The 15981-nt window shown below is 59.2% G+C and carries 15 protein-coding genes; 7 read left to right on the top strand and 8 right to left on the bottom strand.

What is annotated here, in order from left to right:
- The first annotated feature begins 184 nt into the window (after positions 1 to 184).
- Positions 185 to 1273 carry a heat-inducible transcriptional repressor HrcA gene (gene hrcA, locus MRBLMR1_RS14670; RefSeq protein WP_148146009.1) on the top strand — a complete coding sequence of 363 codons (1089 nt, stop codon included), beginning with the start codon at positions 185 to 187 and terminating at the stop codon, positions 1271 to 1273.
- Between the two features lie 91 nt (positions 1274 to 1364).
- On the top strand, positions 1365 to 1994 hold the full coding sequence (gene grpE / locus MRBLMR1_RS14665) for a nucleotide exchange factor GrpE (protein ID WP_148146010.1): 630 nt from the start codon (positions 1365 to 1367) through the stop codon (positions 1992 to 1994).
- A 36-nt stretch (positions 1995 to 2030) separates the two neighbouring features.
- Here grpE and MRBLMR1_RS14660 read toward each other — a convergent pair whose 3' ends face one another.
- The 7 genes from MRBLMR1_RS14660 to mutM all read right to left on the bottom strand — a co-directional run bounded on the left by MRBLMR1_RS14660 (position 2031) and on the right by mutM (position 8296).
- Positions 2031 to 2267, bottom strand: a complete 237-nt coding sequence (locus tag MRBLMR1_RS14660; protein ID WP_148146011.1) for a hypothetical protein — start codon at positions 2265 to 2267, stop codon at positions 2031 to 2033.
- Between the two features lie 123 nt (positions 2268 to 2390).
- Complete coding sequence (locus MRBLMR1_RS14655) at positions 2391 to 2987, bottom strand: class I SAM-dependent methyltransferase (RefSeq protein WP_148146012.1); 597 nt, start codon at positions 2985 to 2987, stop codon at positions 2391 to 2393.
- A 6-nt stretch (positions 2988 to 2993) separates the two neighbouring features.
- Complete coding sequence (locus tag MRBLMR1_RS14650; protein ID WP_148146013.1) at positions 2994 to 3611, bottom strand: LysE family translocator; 618 nt, start codon at positions 3609 to 3611, stop codon at positions 2994 to 2996.
- A 162-nt stretch (positions 3612 to 3773) separates the two neighbouring features.
- Positions 3774 to 5348 (bottom strand): chromosomal replication initiator protein DnaA, encoded by a 1575-nt coding sequence (gene dnaA / locus MRBLMR1_RS14645; RefSeq protein WP_148146014.1) that lies wholly within the window; start codon positions 5346 to 5348, stop codon positions 3774 to 3776.
- A gap of 820 nt (positions 5349 to 6168) precedes the next feature.
- On the bottom strand, positions 6169 to 6435 hold the full coding sequence (gene rpsT, locus MRBLMR1_RS14640) for a 30S ribosomal protein S20 (RefSeq protein WP_112507133.1): 267 nt from the start codon (positions 6433 to 6435) through the stop codon (positions 6169 to 6171).
- Positions 6436 to 6603: 168 nt separating this feature from the next.
- Entirely contained in the window at positions 6604 to 7389 is a 786-nt protein-coding gene (locus MRBLMR1_RS14635; RefSeq protein ID WP_148146015.1) for an enoyl-CoA hydratase, read from the bottom strand.
- A gap of 28 nt (positions 7390 to 7417) precedes the next feature.
- Entirely contained in the window at positions 7418 to 8296 is an 879-nt protein-coding gene (gene mutM / locus MRBLMR1_RS14630) for a bifunctional DNA-formamidopyrimidine glycosylase/DNA-(apurinic or apyrimidinic site) lyase (RefSeq protein WP_148146016.1), read from the bottom strand.
- A 151-nt stretch (positions 8297 to 8447) separates the two neighbouring features.
- Between mutM and ubiE the strand changes: the two genes are divergently transcribed.
- The 5 genes from ubiE to MRBLMR1_RS14605 all read left to right on the top strand — a co-directional run bounded on the left by ubiE (position 8448) and on the right by MRBLMR1_RS14605 (position 14651).
- On the top strand, positions 8448 to 9224 hold the full coding sequence (gene ubiE, locus MRBLMR1_RS14625) for a bifunctional demethylmenaquinone methyltransferase/2-methoxy-6-polyprenyl-1,4-benzoquinol methylase UbiE (RefSeq protein ID WP_148146017.1): 777 nt from the start codon (positions 8448 to 8450) through the stop codon (positions 9222 to 9224).
- A 4-nt stretch (positions 9225 to 9228) separates the two neighbouring features.
- Entirely contained in the window at positions 9229 to 10788 is a 1560-nt protein-coding gene (gene ubiB, locus MRBLMR1_RS14620) for a 2-polyprenylphenol 6-hydroxylase (protein ID WP_148146018.1), read from the top strand.
- A 73-nt stretch (positions 10789 to 10861) separates the two neighbouring features.
- Positions 10862 to 12436, top strand: coding sequence for an aromatic amino acid ammonia-lyase (locus MRBLMR1_RS14615; RefSeq protein ID WP_500065144.1), 1575 nt, complete (start codon positions 10862 to 10864; stop codon positions 12434 to 12436).
- 126 nt (positions 12437 to 12562) lie between these two features.
- Positions 12563 to 13888 (top strand): hypothetical protein, encoded by a 1326-nt coding sequence (locus MRBLMR1_RS14610; protein ID WP_148146019.1) that lies wholly within the window; start codon positions 12563 to 12565, stop codon positions 13886 to 13888.
- Entirely contained in the window at positions 13875 to 14651 is a 777-nt protein-coding gene (locus tag MRBLMR1_RS14605) for an ATP-dependent Clp protease proteolytic subunit (protein ID WP_148146020.1), read from the top strand. Before MRBLMR1_RS14610 ends, MRBLMR1_RS14605 begins: the two co-directional genes overlap by 14 nt.
- 9 nt (positions 14652 to 14660) lie before the next feature.
- On the opposite strand, the gene MRBLMR1_RS14600 is transcribed toward MRBLMR1_RS14605, so the two are convergent.
- Positions 14661 to 15941, bottom strand: a complete 1281-nt coding sequence (locus MRBLMR1_RS14600) for an MFS transporter (RefSeq protein WP_148146282.1) — start codon at positions 15939 to 15941, stop codon at positions 14661 to 14663.
- Between the last annotated feature and the right edge of the window lie 40 nt (positions 15942 to 15981).

Genomic DNA, 15981 nt, shown 5'->3' with positions numbered 1-15981 from the left:
TTGTTGCCGTTTTCATCTGTTGCAGCGTTTCCCGCCTTCTAAGGTGCGCGGGCTTCATTTGCAAAGAAAAAGCCTTGGCCGCGCCTTATCGTGACAATTGGCACGACATCTGCGATTTCCCTTTTGAGGCCTCCGCTGCAATAACTATATTTCGGAGGCGAACAAATCGAGGTTACTTAAGGATATGAGCTTTTCTGCGGGTAGAGGCATGGATGTCGGGTCGATGCTCGACGAGCGCTCACGCGAGATCTTTCGTCGTATCGTGGAGAGCTATCTGGAAAATGGCGAGCCTCTCGGCTCCCGCAATTTGTCGCGCCTGCTCCCCATGTCGCTGTCGCCGGCATCGGTACGCAATGTGATGAGCGATCTCGAACAGTTGGGCCTGATCTATTCACCGCATATCAGCGCAGGTCGGCTGCCGACGCAGAGCGGGCTGCGCTTCTTTGTCGACGCCTTCATGCAGACTGGCAACCTTTCCGATGAGGAACGCGCCAGTATCGATCGACAGGTGCGTCCCAACGACAGGGACCAGACGCTGGAAAACCTGATGACGGATGCGAGCCTGATGCTGTCAGGCGTCTCGCGCGGAGCCGGCATCGTCATCACGACGAAAAGCGACCCGATCCTCAAGCATGTGGAATTCATCCGGCTGGAGCCGACAAAGGCCCTGGCTGTGCTTGTCGGCGATCACAATCAGATCGAAAACCGCATCATCGATTTGCCGGCAGGCGTGACCTCTTCACAGCTTACTGAAGCTGCCAATTTTCTCAACGCACACCTGACCGGCCAGACGCTTCCCGAATTCCGGGGGCAGATCAAGAAGTTGAAGCAGGAGGTGCAGACGGAAGTCGATGCTCTGGCGCAAGATCTGATCGAGAAAGGCCTAGCGGTCTGGTCAGGCGACAGCGAGGAAGGCAAGCCGACCCAGCTCATCGTTCGCGGCCGCGCCAATCTTCTGGAGGGATTGGGAGAGGCTTCGGATCTGGACCGGCTGCGGCTGCTGTTCGACGATCTGGAGAAAAAGGACAGCCTGATCGAAATACTGGAGCTTGCCGAAGCCGGGTCCGGGGTTCGGATTTTCATCGGATCGGAAAACAAGCTGTTTTCGCTATCCGGTTCATCGCTGATCGTCGCACCCTATCGCGATGGCGAGGACCGGATCGTCGGGGCCGTCGGCGTGATTGGACCAACCCGCCTCAACTATTCGCGTGTTGTACCGATGGTCGATTATACGGCCCAGTTGATCGCTCGCCTGTCGCGCGGCTCGATGTAAGTCAGCTCCTTCGTCCTCCAAGCCTTGATTTTTTGCCCGCAAACCTCGATATCGAGCGCAAATTCAAGATACAGATCAATCGGAGAACGTCATGACCGACGAAACCAAGAAAACCGGACCTGAAGCAGCTTTCGCGGATAACGAGGTCGAAGCTGCAGCAGCCGATTTTGACGGTGCCGCCGAAGAGAAAGCTGCTGAGGTTGCAGCCGAGCCGGATCCGCTGGATGTGCTTAAGGCCGAGAATTCCGAACTGCGCGACCGCTTCCTCCGGCTTGCTGCCGAAATGGACAATCTGCGCCGCCGAACCGAGCGCGATGTGAAGGACGCCAAGTCATATGCCGTTTCCGGCTTTGCACGTGACATGCTGGCCGTTTCGGACAACCTTCGCCGTGCTCTCGATGCAGTTCCGGCTGACCAGCGCTCTGGCGCGGACGCCACGCTGACGACCCTTCTTGAAGGCGTCGAAATGACCGAACGCGCCATGCTTTCGGCTCTTGAGCGTCACGGCGTGAAAAAGATCGATGCAGAGGGCGAAAAGTTCGACCCGAACTTCCATCAGGCGATGTTCGAAATTCCGAACCCGGCCGTTCCGAACAACACGGTCGTGCAGGTCGTGCAGGCAGGCTTCACTATCGGCGACCGCGTTCTGCGCCCGGCCATGGTCGGTGTTGCCAAGGGCGGCCCGAAGACCGAAGCCGCTACGGCCGGCGGCGACGCCTGATATCAAGCATCGTCACTGAGGCGTGCGAACGGCTCTTCAGTGGGTCGTCTCCAGAGCGGAGCTTGCCAGATTACGGATAAGCTCCAGCTCCTGCTTCAGATGGATCCGCGTTCTGCGATCCGTTTCGGCCAAAGCGCTGCCTTCTTCATCGGCAAGCGCGAAGATGATGTCGAGTTCGTCCAGCAGGTCTGGATCCTTGATGGCAAGCAGGGTGATGACGGCTTTCAACAACTTGTCGTTCGCCGCAATGCGGGCGCGCGCTTCTTCATTCATTGCCTTCCTCCAGAGATACGATCAAACATGTAGCGCCTTTCTCTAAAACAAAGGGGGAGGATCAGATGTTTCGAAAGAATTACTGCAACCGAACGCGCTAAGCTTCACTAAGTTCGCCCTGCATCAAGACTTGACGGCAGTTACGTGGAGCCATTCGGTTGGCTTGCGATCGTAAGCACTGCCCGACTGCTCTTCCATTGTTATCGATTTCCAAGGCAGGGCTTCGTATTTCAACTGAAGCCAATCCCTCGACGGATAATTGAAAAATCGGCCAAAGGTATCATGCCCCTCGGTTTCGCCTGCCTTGAAACTGGCGTAGAACACTCCGCCCGGGCGCAGGGCCGTATGGATCTTCCGCAGAATGCCGCCAAGCTCGCTACGTGGGACGTGCAACAGGCAGGCATTGGCCCAGATACCGTCGAAGGCCGATACCTTATCGATATCCTCAAAACGCAGGACCGGAACGGGGATCGAAAGACGCGATGAAGCTTCGCTTGCCATCTCCAGGATGCCATCGGTGGGCAGGACATCAAAACCGCGGGCAATCATGACGGCGCTGTCGCGGCCACTGCCGCAGCCGAGTTCCAGAATGGTTGCTCCTGCAGAAAGCCCCGCAAGAAAGGCATCCAGCCGTTTCAGGCTCGCATCCGAAAGTGCCGCCGCATATGTTGCCGCGTTGTGGGAGTAGAAGAGCGATGTCGGATCGTCCTTACCATGCATTGTCGCTCACCGCTGCGACAGGAGAAGCTTCGTGCCGAAACCGACAAACACCGTTGCGACGCCGAGATCGATCTTCCGTTTTGCCTTGAGGTAAGCCGCCGCCACTCGTGGATGGGTAATCAATGCTACGAGGCAGCTATAATAAAGCGCCGAGACGGTCACCATTACCCCGATCGCAGCAACACCGTAAAGAAATGGCGTGCCGGCCGGCATGGTGACGGCGAAGAGCGAGGCGACGAAAAGCGCGGATTTCGGATTGGCGAGATTGGTCGCCAATCCCATGCGGTAAGCAGTCTTCAGCGAAAAATCGGCCTTTTCTGGGATGGCCTCTGGTGCTCTGCGCGCCTTTCTAACGTCAACAAACACACGAATGCCGAGCCAGATCAGATAAAGACCGCCGGCAATTTTCAAAGCCAGATAGGCAAAGGGTGCCGCCTGAAAAAGAGCATTGATGCCGAGCCATCCGGCGATGCCCCAGCACAGGGTTCCGGTAATAGTCCCCATGACCGCAGAGATCGCCACTTTGCGCGGTGCCGTCAGGCAGTAGCGGATTACCAGAAGCGTATTCGGTCCCGGCGTGATGCAGGCAACGCCCCAGATCATAGCGACAGATAACAGGAACATGCAGAGCCTCTTGGTCGATTACCGGCGTTTTCCGAGAAGTTCGACTTGCGGGCTCGACTCGTCAAGAGCCGATCGTCGAGAGCACCCATTATGGATCGTGAAAAAATGGGCCGCTCCTTGCGGAACGACCCATCCGGTCTTCAAATTTGGCTCAGCAGCCGATCATGCATTGTTCTCATTGATCAGGCGCTTCAGGAGCTCAACCTCATGGCCAAGCTTGCTGTCGTCGCCGATCAACTCCTCGATCTTGCGCACCGCGTGAAGAACGGTCGTATGATCGCGTCCGCCGAAACGACGGCCAATTTCCGGGAAGGAACGCGGCGTCATGGTCTTCGCCAAGTACATGGCAATCTGGCGCGGCTTGACGATGACGCGGGTACGACGGTTCGAAACGAGTTCCTGCCGCGACACGTTATAGTGACGGGCAACGACGCGTTGGATATCCTCGATACGGACGCGCTTTGCCTCGCCGGCACCAACCAGATGCGCCAGAAGCTCATCAACACGCTCGATGGAAAGCGAGGGCTCGAACGAACGACGGAACAGAAGCTGGTTGAAGGCACCTTCCAGTTCACGGCCGCTGCTGGCGACGTTACGGGCAACGTGGCTGAGGATTTCGGCCGGAATATCGAGCGACGGATCGTCCTGCTTGGCCGTCTGCAGGCGACCCTTGAGCATTTCCAGACGCATTTCGTATTCCGGGGATTCCAGCTCGATGGCAACGCCACCCTGAAGACGCGAGCGGACGCGCGGATCGAGCGATTCCAGCTCCCACGGTGCACGGTCAGCTGCAACAACAACCTGCTTTGCGCTGTCGAGCAGCATGTTGAGGAGGTGGCAGAATTCGTTCTGGATCATCTTGCCCTGCAGAAACTGCATGTCGTCGATGATCAGAAGATCGATATTGCGCAAGCTGTCCTTGAGCGTCAGGGCATCATTGTCACGGATCGCAGTAGCGAAACGCCACATGAAATATTCAGCCGTCAGGTAGACGACACGCGGGTTACGGTTGCTGCCGACGGCAGCGTTGGCAATTGCCTGAAGAAGATGTGTCTTGCCGAGACCGACATTCGAATGAATGAATAGCGGATTGAAGCGGACAGCGCCTGCACCGGCTTCGGCAATCGTCTTTGCGGCGGCAAGCGCCACGCGGTTGGAAGAACCTTCGATATAGGTCTCGAACGTATAACGGCTATCAAGAGGAGAGCCGAACAACGGTCCGGAGTGCGCATTGCGCGTCGCAGTCGAGGCTGCAGCCAGCGGCGCCGGAAAGGCTGCGATCTTGCCGATTTCACGCGGCTGCGAAGCGCGATTGAAACTGGTTGTAGCGCTGTTCTCGACCGGTGCCGGCCGCTGTTCGACAGCACCGGGAGCCTTGATCGCGCGGCTTGCGCTGCGGACCAGGATTTCCACCTTGAGAATTTCCTTATCCTCTTCCTTGAAGAGGCCTTCGATCAGCTCGAGATACCGGTTGTTGATCCAGGATTTCAGGAAGGTCGTCGGAACGGTGAGCCGCACAACGCTTTTTGATACAGAATGAAGCTTAAGACGCGCAAACCAACTTGCATAAACATCCTGACCGACCTGCGCCTTCAATCGCGCACTGAACCGCTCGAAAAGAGCATCATGCTGCATTTCCGCTGTTTCCCCTGCCGCTTGGGAGCAAACTGTATCGAATCCCTGTCGAGCACGGTCGCTGTCACCAAGTGCCCGTGTCGATACGGTATTGATCTGCATTATTTGCCGCCTTCTGAATGGAAGCCCGGCGAACTGATTTCGCCAGACATAGTCGTAAATTTCACCTAACCCTTCCCGCTAAGGAAAGGCTTTAAATCGTCCCCTTAATTTTCCCAGCTTCATCCGCCAGAACGAAGCTCATCTTCCGGTCCGCCTCGTTCAGGCCGGTCGATACGGGTCACTCCAATGTCTCATCCTCGTACGAGACATCATGAGTGCGGAATGCCCACAAACCGCCGAGGCGGGCTGCGGACACAAAAGGAATGCGGCCGAAAAGTATGCACTTTCCGGTTTGCAACCCTAAGTTTATGGAAAACGGGAGTTCTTATCCCGCAGCAAAGAACATGAAACGTCCGCGACCTTCTCTTGATTGAGACTGTCAGCGAAAGCTCCTGAAGTTGTCCCCGAGCCCCTTGCTGGAAGCCATTTAGGCAGGATCACCTGGCAAGATCAACAGTGTTTTTTACCCAAAATTAAGCGCCGGGCGTTGACTCTTGCTGCGTGTTTAGAATGCCGCAGGGGCTGTCATAAAGAATCGCAGTTGAATCAATGGGATTCAAATTTGGCCAGCCACAACCATCGCGATTCACAGGAAAAATAAAAAATCGCTTGACTCTATTTTGACCTTCTAAGGGCCGGGCCAAATGAAGGCAAAAGCCAAACTAATGCTCGTAAGTCTCTAATAAACCTGCATTTTCTTTGTCACGCATATGACACGAAACCGTTATTGAGCCGAGCAACGACCGGTTGAAAAGGCAGAATCAAAGAAAGCCCGGTCGTTAGACCAGGCTTTCTTAAAACTTTGAAATTGATAGCCGGCTTAGGCGGAAAGTGCCTTCACGCGAGCAGCAAGACGGGAAACCTTGCGGGATGCCGTGTTGCTGTGAAGAACGCCCTTGGTAGCGGCGCGAGCGATCTCAGGCTGAGCAGCCTTGAGTGCTTCTGCAGCAACGGAAACGTCACCGGTTGCGATGGCTTCTTCAACCTTACGGATGAAGCCGCGAACGCGCGAACGGCGAGCCTTGTTGACTGCGGTGCGGCGAGCGATCTTGCGGGTCGCTTTTTTCGCCGAAGTTGTATTGGCCATTTCATGCCTCTCTACGAATTCGAACCAACACTCCACCGTTGCCGCCGGTCCTGCGACCCATCATCCAGCAATTCGGGAGCAATAGAGGAAGCCGCATAAAAGGCTTTCCCAACTGTGGGCGGGCATATAGCGGGAATACCCGCCCCAGTCAACGCGCTTTTTAAGCCTCTACCTATTGGAAAAGGCCGGTTTACGCTTTTCGACAAAGGCGGACATGCCTTCCTTCTGGTCGGCGGTGGCAAACAACGACTGGAATACACGGCGCTCGAAACGCAGCCCTTCGGACAATGTTGCTTCGAACGACCGGTTGACGGCCTCCTTGGCCATCAGCGTGGCGGCGCGCGGGAAGGCCGCAATTTTCTCCGCAGCAGCTAGTGCCTCGTCCATCAGTTTTTCAGCTTCGACCACACGCGATACGAGTCCCGCACGCTCTGCCTCCGCTGCATCCATCATCCGGCCGGTCAGGATCATATCCATCGCCTTGGCCTTGCCGACAGCGCGGGTGAGGCGCTGCGAGCCACCCATGCCCGGAATAACGCCAAGGGTGATCTCAGGCTGGCCGAACTTTGCCGTATCCGATGCGATGATGAAGTCGCACATCATTGCAAGCTCGCAGCCGCCCCCCAGTGCAAAGCCAGAGACGGCAGCGATTAGCGGCTTGCGGAAAGAAGCAACTGCATCCCAGCCAGAAATGAAATCGCCGAGATAGGCATCAACGAAGTCGAGCGACTGCATTTCCTTGATATCGGCCCCGGCTGCAAATGCCTTTTCAGAGCCCGTGAGGACGACAACGGCAACGTTCTCGTCCCTATCGTATACGCTCAACGCCGCTGTCAGCTCGGCCATAACCAGTGAGTTCAGCGCATTGAGTGCCTTGGGGCGATTCAGCGTTATAATTGCCACCGCACCGCGAGTTTCGGTCAAGATCGTCTCAAAGTCTGCTTCCAAGGTCATAGAGGTATCCTCCCGCGTCTGTGACGGCTTATTTCTGGCAGGCCTGGCAATAGAAGGTTGATCGGCCGGATTGCGTGATGCGCTCAACGGTACCGTTGCATCCAGGCATGCGGCAAGCCCCGCCCTCGCGATCATAGACAGAGAAAGAATGCTGGAAATAACCGAGCGATCCATCCGTCTGGATATGGTCACGCAAGGACGATCCGCCAGCGGCAATCGCATCGGCGATGACGGCACGGATCGCCTCCGTCAGCGCCAGCAGTTCCTTTTTCGGTTTTCCCTTCGGCGTCACCAGCGTGCCCGACTGACGTTTCGGCGACAGGCGCGATCGCCACAGGGCTTCGCAGACATAGATATTGCCGAGACCCGCGATGACCGTCTGGTCGAGCAACGCGCCCTTCAGCGGCTGGCTCTTGCCGCTCAGTCGTCCGGCGAGATAATCGGCATCGAGTGCATTGCCGGTCGGCTCCGGGCCGAGCTCGGCAAAGGCGGGGTAGAGATCGAGCTCGCTGCGCTTCCACAAATGCATGAAGCCGAAACGGCGCGGGTCGTTATAGATGATCTTCTGTTGCCTCCGGTCACGCTCGACGTGAAAGATCACATGATCATGTTTGCTGTCTTTCGAGCGCGCATAATGAAAGTCGCCCTGAACGGCATCCTCAATGCGGAACGAACCCGACATGCCGAGATGGCTGATCAAGGTCAGGTCGTCTTCCATATCGATCAGCAGATATTTCGCACGGCGCCCCAGCGAGATGATACGGCGGCCGGAGACCCTTTCAGCGAAGGCTTCCGGCAGCGGAAAGCGCAGATCCGGGCGGTTCTGCTGAAGCTGTGTCACAAGCGCACCTTCCATGACCGGGGCAAGCCCGCGTCTGACGGTTTCGACCTCTGGCAATTCGGGCATGGATACCTAACTTCCTGTTTCAACAACCGCGCCGGTGATCTATAGACCGGACGGACAATTGATTTACCGACCGGGCCATCCACCACATAGCGATCCACAATCGGTTTCGCTACCATCGAAGGCTCAAGGACAAGACGTTAAGGAGTAACCGATGACCGAAGCCCGAACCGGCGCCCATGGCGGAATGGAAACCTCCTATGGCTTCCGCCAGGTGGCCGACGGAGAAAAGCAGGGTCTGGTCAACGACGTCTTCCACAAGGTCGCCAAACGCTACGACATCATGAATGACGTGATGTCGGCTGGCATGCACCGCGTCTGGAAGGATGCGATGATCGCAGCGCTCTCGCCGCGCAAGGAAGAAGGCTACAAGACACTCGACGTTGCCGGAGGCACCGGCGATATCGCCTTCCGCATCGTGGAGGCGTCCGGCCGCAAGGCACATACGACCGTGCTCGACATCAATGGCTCGATGCTTGCCGTCGGCGCGGAGCGTGCCGCCAAGAAGAAGCTTTCCGACAATCTGGATTTCGTTGAGGCCAATGCGGAATCCCTTCCCTTCGAAAACAATTCCTTCGACGCCTATACGGTCGCCTTCGGCATCCGCAACGTGCCGCGCATCGATGTGGCGCTGTCCGAAGCCTATCGCGTCCTGAAGCGCGGCGGGCGTCTGCTGGTTCTGGAATTCTCCGAAGTCGAAATGCCGTTGCTCGACAAGTTTTACGAAGAGTGGTCGTTCAAGGCGATCCCGCAATTCGGCAAGATGATTACCGGCGATGCCGAACCCTATCAGTATCTGGTGGAATCGATCCGCAAATTCCCCAACCAGGAGAATTTCGCCACGATGATCCGCGAGGCCGGCTTCTCCCGTGTGAGCTATACCAATTACACCGGCGGCATCGCTGCGCTGCATTCCGGCTGGAAGCTTTGAGCGCATGAGCACGATCGGCGCGTATTTCCGGCTCGCCCGTGTCGGCTGGGTCCTTGTCCGCGAAGGCGTGGTTTCCGCGCTTCCGACCGAAGACATGCCGCCGGCTGTAGGCTTCGCCAAATCGATGCTGGAGCCGCTGGCACGTTTTCGCGCCAAGAAGCAGGCGCGCAGCGAAAGGCTGACGCGTGCCGTCGATCGGCTCGGGCCGTCCTATGTGAAGATCGGGCAGTTCCTCGCCACCCGCCCGGACGTTGTCGGCGTCGACTGGGCCGTCGATCTTGCCATGCTGCAGGACAGGATGGCGTTTTTCCCGACGGATGCCGCCAAGAACGCGATCCAGACCTCGCTCGGCCGCCCGATCGAAGACCTCTACACGTCGTTTGAAGAGCCGATTGCGGCCGCGTCCATCGCGCAGGTTCATCCGGCGACCGTCAACGGTAAAAAGGTTGCAGTGAAGGTCGTGCGCCCCGGCGTACGGCAGCGTTTTGCCCATGACATCGAGGGCATGTATGTGGTTGCCCGCATGCAGGAGCGGCTTTTGCCCTCCAGCCGGCGCCTTCGCCCGATCGAGGTGACGCGGACGCTGGAGCAGACGACCAAGATGGAAATGGACCTGCGCCTCGAGGCTGCTGCCCTTTCCGAGATTGCCGAAAACACCAAGGATGATCCGGGTTTTCGCGTACCGACCGTAGACTGGGAACGGACGGGGCGCGATGTGATCACCATGGAGTGGATCGACGGCGTCAAGATGAACGATGTCGAGGCGCTGCGCGCCGCCGGTCATAATCTGGAAAAACTTGCCGAAGTGCTGATCCAGTCCTTCCTGCGCCATACGCTGCGCGACGGCTTCTTCCATGCCGACATGCACCCGGGCAACCTGTTCGTGGAAGCTAACGGCACGATCGTTGCGGTCGACATGGGCATTACCGGGCGGCTCGGCAAGAAGGAGCGACGCTTCCTCGCCGAGATCCTGTTCGGCTTCATCACCCGCGACTACATGCGCGTTGCCGAAGTGCATTTCGAAGCCGGCTACGTACCGGGCCATCATGACGTCGCCGCATTTGCGCAGGCGATCCGGGCGATCGGCGAGCCGATCCACGGACAGCCGGCCGAAACGATCTCGATGGCGCGTCTTCTGGCGTTGCTGTTCGAAGTGACCGACCTTTTCGAGATGCAGACCCGGCCGGAGCTGATCCTGTTGCAAAAGACGATGGTGGTGGTCGAGGGCGTGTCGCGCATGCTCAACCCGCGCTTCAACATGTGGAAGGCGTCGGAGCCGGTCGTCGGCGACTGGATCCGCGACAATCTCGGCCCGAAACGCGTAGTCTCCGACGTCAAGGATGGGTTGAAGGCGATCGTCAAGCTTGCCGAGGCGGCACCCGAAATCGCGGCACAGACGGGCAAGTTCCACCAGGAACTGGTCCATATGAGCGAAAACGGCCTGCGCTTCGATCCCGAGACGGCAGAGGCGATCGGTAAAGCGGAGGCTCGGCACAGCCGTTACGGCCGGTGGGCGCTCTGGGTGATTGCGGCAGCGCTCGTCTATATCGCCGTGACGCTCTGACGGGGTTTCGCGCGACATATCCGTTCGCATTTCGGGATATCCCGCAGCCACTTATCTCCATTAGGGTGGAAGCATGGCAAAGCAGATGTCCGAAGCGAAATTCCCCATCCGGTTGACCGGGCAGCCGCTCGGTTTTGCGGAACTTCTGGTGATCGGCGATGGCCGCGCCTCCGTCAGCGCCGAGCCGGACGGCATGGCACGTGTTCGAGCAGCAAGAGCCGTGCTTGAACAGGCGATCGCCGACGGCATGCCGGTCTACGGGGCGACGACCGGCGTCGGCGCGATGAAGGATATCGAATGGTCGAGCGACGAACTGGACCAGTTCAATCTCGGCCTGGTGCGCGCCCACCATTTCGGAACCGGCGATCCATTTCCGACAGAGGTGGTGCGCAACGCTATTGCAATGCGGGTCAACACGGCGCTGACCGGCTATGTCGGCTGCACGACGGAGCTGGTGGAGAGTTATCTGGCACTCCTGGAAGCAGACGTCATTCCCATCGTTCGCCGAACCGGTTCGATCGGTTGCGCCGATATCGGGTTGATGGGGCAGATAGGCGCCGTTCTGACTGGTGTCGGGGAAGCCGTCTATCGGGGCAGAAGGATGCCGGCGGAAGAGGCTTTCAAGGCAGCGGGCCTGAGCTCCCAGCGGATGGCACCCCGCGACGGTCTCGCCTCGCTGAGCGTCAATTCGGTCAGTTTCGCCGCAGCTGCCCGGATCATGCGTGGAGCCGCCGGCGCCTTGCGCGTGCTGCTGGCCACAGGCCTCACCGCAGCCGGCGCCATGGGTGCGTCCCGCGATCCCTGGCTCGCCGTCACCCATGTGGGCACGCCGCGCGAGGCGATGATCGGCTCTTGGCTGCTGAATGCCTCGCAGGGCTGGGCGTGGCCAAGCGGCACCCATGTGCAGGACCCGCTCAGTCTTCGAATGATCCCACAGGTTTTCGGCGCAGTGTTCGAAAGTGTGCTGACCTCCGGCCACAAGATCCTCGCGGCGACCGGACGCTCCGACGACAATCCGGTGATCGCCGACGGTCGGGTGCTAACGTCCGGTGGATCACTGCCGCTCGATGTGACCGTGCTGATGGAATCGGCTGTGCTTTGCATGGCGCATGCGGCGCGCAATTCCTTCAACCGCTGCGTCCTTCTGGGCAACGGCCAGCGGCGTGACCTGCCGGTCAATCTGGTGCCGCCGGGTGCGATCGCCACCGGCTTCGGGCCGATCATCAAGCTTGCCGGCGATATCTATTCGCGGGTTCTTTCGATGAGCAATCCGGTTTCGGCACAGTCGATCGTCGTTGCCGGCGGCATGGAGGACGAGGCAGCCTTCCTGCCGCTTGTGGTAGAACGCTTCGAGCGACAGGTCCGGGCTGTGAGACGTCTCGCGGGACTGGAGGCGCTGCTGGCTGCACAGGCGATGGATTTGCATGGCGACGAGCCGGGCGGCGCGGTGGGGCTTATATACGAGGTGGTGCGCAGACACGCAGCATTCTATACCATCGATCGCGCCCTCTCCGCCGAGGTGGAAGCGGTGGAGGAGGAACTTGCTTCCGACGCATTCCTGGCACGACTGATCGCGATTTCCCCCATCCATGCGATCGATGATTTCTTCGCACTCGGCGGTCTCGGCATGCAAGGAATAGAGACTTGAACCGGATTTGATGAAAAAGCCTCTGTTTGCGGGCTTTTCGTCATTACCGCACCACGGCGCCGTCTTGATTCTGCCGGTTTCTTCATACCTCTTTAAGGAATACATTCCTCTTCCCGGAGATTGCCGATGGCCTTGGGTCCTACGCAACGCCTGAAGGACGGTGTCGCAGCCGTCGAAACCATGACTCGTTTCGCGCTTGCCGTTCTGGCGCTGGCGTCAGGCGTCTACACCTATCTCGGCGTCCGCTCGATCCTCGACGGATCGCCGACCGGCGTGTTCTTTGCCGCGATCATCTATTCGGTTTCGGTCTCGGTCGGCATCTATGCCTTCTGGTCCTATATGGCGCGCTTCTACCCGCATATCACCAGCCGGACCGGCAAGACCGCGATGCTGTTCGTGATGGCCTGTGGTGCGGCGATGATCCTTGCCATGTCGAGCTGGCTGAATGCTGCGGCCCTTGCCGGCTCTGCCGCCGTCGAGCAGCACCTTTCGGAAACAGTCGAAGGTTACGCCGCAGATCTGGACCGCGCCCACCAGAACACGCTTGCCGTTCAGAGCCTGCTACCGGACATCCAGCGCGCCTCGGAGCGGTTTACCCAGCTTGCCGCCGTCGAGCGGCAATCCGGCTCGCTGACCGGCACGACGGGTTCGGGGAGCGTCGTGCAGCTTCTGACCCAGATGTCGGGGCAGATGAGATCGCTCGAGGCCAATATCAACGGTTCGCGCGAGCAGGTGGCGGAGCTTTTCGAGCAGGGGCAGAAGCGGCTGGAAACGATGCGTTCGCTGATCTCGGCACCCGGCCTGATCGCGCCGCGCGCCGACCAGTTTTCGACCGAAGCGGTGGCGCTGACCGGCGTCATCAGTTCGCTCGCCCAGACATCGATTGCCCCATCGATCCGCCGCGCGGCAGATGATCTCTCGCTCGGCTTCATTGCGCCTGTCGCCGATGGCAGCGATGCCAATCTGGTCAACCGGCAGGATCAGGTGATGGCCACGGTCAGAGCCTCTGTTGCCGCACAGTCGAAGGCACTTGCCAAGGCCGCTGACGAAATCCTTTCGCGCGCGCCGGTTGGGGAGCGCCGCTTCGTGCCTTTGTCTTCGGCTGAAGCCGTGCTGCATTATGCCGAAGACTTCATTCCCGCCTGGGCCGGAGCGATCTCTATCGATCTTCTGCCGGGCGTGATGGTGTTCATTCTCGCCGTCGCCCACGCTTCGATCCGCCGACAGGAAGAGAAACTGCCCTATGCCGAGCGTATTACCGCGGCAGAACTGATGCGGGCGCTCGAAATCCAGCGCGCGCTTTCGGCCAATGGCGTCGATCTGGAGGCTGCCGTCGCGAGGGCTGAGGAGGAGAACAAGGCGGAGGGCGAAGGCACAACCGAAGAGCCGAACAATATCACCAATCTCGATCCGCGCTCGCGCGGCAGGGACAGGCTGCATGACGATCGGTGAAGCCATCCGCCGGATCGACGACGGCGTATTGATGCGCTGCGTATTCTATGTGCTGCTCGCAGCCTCCGCGACCTTTCTGGTGATCGATGTCCGCGAAATCGCAACTGCGAGCGCGGAATTGCCGGGTTTCGACCCGATGCATGACGATCAGCCCGTGTTGCCGCCTGCCTTGACCGACGGGCGTCCTGCCGCTCCACCGGTCGAGCCAGCAAGCCCGAGCGAGGTTTTGCGCAAGGCGATGACCTTCGACCTCAAACCTGGCGGCGTACTGATGGTGGAAGGGACGATCGATCCGGGCGCGGCAGGACGGTTTGCGCAGGAAATCGAGGCACGCGGGGAATATGTAAAGACCGTGCAGCTGAACTCGCCGGGCGGTTCGGTGGATGACGCGATTGCGATGTCAAAACTCATCCGCGAGAAGAAGCTGCAAACCCGGATCGCTTCACGCGGGCTTTGCGCCTCGTCCTGCCCGATCGCCTTTTCCGGCGGCACCGAGCGTATCGCGGAAAAGGATGCGGTCATCGGCGTACATCAGGTGTTCAACGGCAGCCGCGAGCGGCCTTCAGCGGAACAGGCGATGTCGAGCGCGCAATCGACGACCGCGCGAGTTGCCCGGCATTTGGAAGAGATGGGCATCGGCTCCGGCCTGTGGCTGCATGCGCTGGAGACGCCGCCCGACCGGCTCTATTATCTGACGGAAAAGGAAATGGCGGATTTCAAGCTGGTCACCCAGCCGATCCGAGCTGTCCGGACCAGCGGATAGCAATGGCTTTTATCTAGCCTTGCGGCAGCTCAGGAAGTAGGCCGTCTGTCCGGCAACCAGCGCTAGCGCCAGCATGATGCCGGTAAAGGTGATGACCGCCGACCAGCCGCCGGCGCTCCAGAATTTTCCGCCGATCGAACCGGCAATGCTGGAGCCCAGATAATAGGCCAGAAGATAAAGCGAGGAGGCATGCCCCTTGTTGGCTCCGGCCAGACGCCCGATGAGAGCGCTTGCGACCGCATGGGCCATGAAGAAGCCCGCCGTCAGCATGGCGATGCCGAGAATGATGAGGATGAGTGGTGACGCCAGCGTGGTCATCAGCCCGGCAAACATCAGGATGATACCCGCCATCATCACCTGAAACTGGCCGAAACGGTCGCTCAGCGTGCCGCCGACCCAGGACGAGCCAACACCACAGAGATAGGCGGTGAAGATCAGGCCGAGTTCGGTCTGGTTGAGGTGATAGGGTTCGACCACCAGCCGGAAGCCGGAATAGTTGTAGATGGTGACGAAGGATCCCATCAGCAGGAAGCCGATGAGAAAGAGCAGTGCCAGCGGGCCTTTCCTGACGTGGCCGAGCCAGGCCGACACGTGATGGCTGGCGTTGGACCGGCGCGGCTTAAAGTTGCGCGACGGCGGCAGCATGGTGAAGAAACCGATGGCGGCAGCAATGCCGAAAGCGCCGATGACCGCCAACGCTACGCGCCAGGACAGATACTCGGCGAGGATGCCGGTAAAGACACGGCCCGACATGCCTCCCAGCGCATTGCCGGCGATATAGAGGCCCATGGCGGCACCGATCCCCTTGGGATCGATCTCTTCCGACAGATAGGCCATGGCGACAGCCGGGACGCCACCAAGCAGCAGCCCCTCCAGCGCGCGGATCACCAGGATGAGGTTCCAGCTGGGCATGACGGCGCAGGCAAGCGTGCAGAGCGACGCGCCCATCAGCGAACAGAACATCAGGCTGCGGCGACCGAAACGTTCGGAGATCGCGGCGGCACAGAAGATGGCCAGCGCAAGCAGACCCGTCGACAGCGAGAGTGACAATGAGCTCATCGCCGGGCTGACTTTGAACTCGTCGGCAAAGATCGGCATCAACGGCTGCACGCAATAGAGCAGCGCAAAGGTCGAATAACCGGACATGAAAAGTGCCAGGCTAGCCTTTCGGTAGCCTGGCGTACCGCGCGTCAGATATTGTTTGGGAGGATCAGACTGAGGCGGGGCAATCGTGGGTTCTAGAATATCGATTTCGGAAGCTAAAGGACGGCTGGCGGCGGCGGACGGCATGATAAAAAAGACCTTCTGGAATACCCCGAATCTAGCCAGC

It is taken from the genome of Neorhizobium sp. LMR1-1-1.1 (genome assembly GCF_040675795.1).
Lineage (GTDB): Bacteria > Pseudomonadota > Alphaproteobacteria > Rhizobiales > Rhizobiaceae > Neorhizobium > Neorhizobium cellulosilyticum.
Note: the sequence above shows the minus strand (reverse complement) of the source record. Positions and strands in the feature narration are given on the sequence as shown.

What these genes read in the sequence shown, in the direction of transcription:
- MRBLMR1_RS14635 (WP_148146015.1), bottom strand. Translation starts at nt 7,389, where the DNA reads ATGACCTTGGAAGCAGACTTTGAGACGATCTTGACCGAAACTCGCGGT.
- MRBLMR1_RS14605 (WP_148146020.1), top strand. Translation starts at nt 13,875, where the DNA reads ATGACGATCGGTGAAGCCATCCGCCGGATCGACGACGGCGTATTGATG.
- MRBLMR1_RS14655 (WP_148146012.1), bottom strand. Translation starts at nt 2,987, where the DNA reads ATGCATGGTAAGGACGATCCGACATCGCTCTTCTACTCCCACAACGCG.
- MRBLMR1_RS14610 (WP_148146019.1), top strand. Translation starts at nt 12,563, where the DNA reads ATGGCCTTGGGTCCTACGCAACGCCTGAAGGACGGTGTCGCAGCCGTC.
- MRBLMR1_RS14660 (WP_148146011.1), bottom strand. Translation starts at nt 2,267, where the DNA reads ATGAATGAAGAAGCGCGCGCCCGCATTGCGGCGAACGACAAGTTGTTG.
- dnaA (WP_148146014.1), bottom strand. Translation starts at nt 5,348, where the DNA reads ATGCAGATCAATACCGTATCGACACGGGCACTTGGTGACAGCGACCGT.
- hrcA (WP_148146009.1), top strand. Translation starts at nt 185, where the DNA reads ATGAGCTTTTCTGCGGGTAGAGGCATGGATGTCGGGTCGATGCTCGAC.
- ubiE (WP_148146017.1), top strand. Translation starts at nt 8,448, where the DNA reads ATGACCGAAGCCCGAACCGGCGCCCATGGCGGAATGGAAACCTCCTAT.
- ubiB (WP_148146018.1), top strand. Translation starts at nt 9,229, where the DNA reads ATGAGCACGATCGGCGCGTATTTCCGGCTCGCCCGTGTCGGCTGGGTC.
- grpE (WP_148146010.1), top strand. Translation starts at nt 1,365, where the DNA reads ATGACCGACGAAACCAAGAAAACCGGACCTGAAGCAGCTTTCGCGGAT.
- MRBLMR1_RS14600 (WP_148146282.1), bottom strand. Translation starts at nt 15,941, where the DNA reads ATGCCGTCCGCCGCCGCCAGCCGTCCTTTAGCTTCCGAAATCGATATT.
- mutM (WP_148146016.1), bottom strand. Translation starts at nt 8,296, where the DNA reads ATGCCCGAATTGCCAGAGGTCGAAACCGTCAGACGCGGGCTTGCCCCG.
- rpsT (WP_112507133.1), bottom strand. Translation starts at nt 6,435, where the DNA reads ATGGCCAATACAACTTCGGCGAAAAAAGCGACCCGCAAGATCGCTCGC.
- MRBLMR1_RS14615 (WP_500065144.1), top strand. Translation starts at nt 10,862, where the DNA reads ATGGCAAAGCAGATGTCCGAAGCGAAATTCCCCATCCGGTTGACCGGG.
- MRBLMR1_RS14650 (WP_148146013.1), bottom strand. Translation starts at nt 3,611, where the DNA reads ATGTTCCTGTTATCTGTCGCTATGATCTGGGGCGTTGCCTGCATCACG.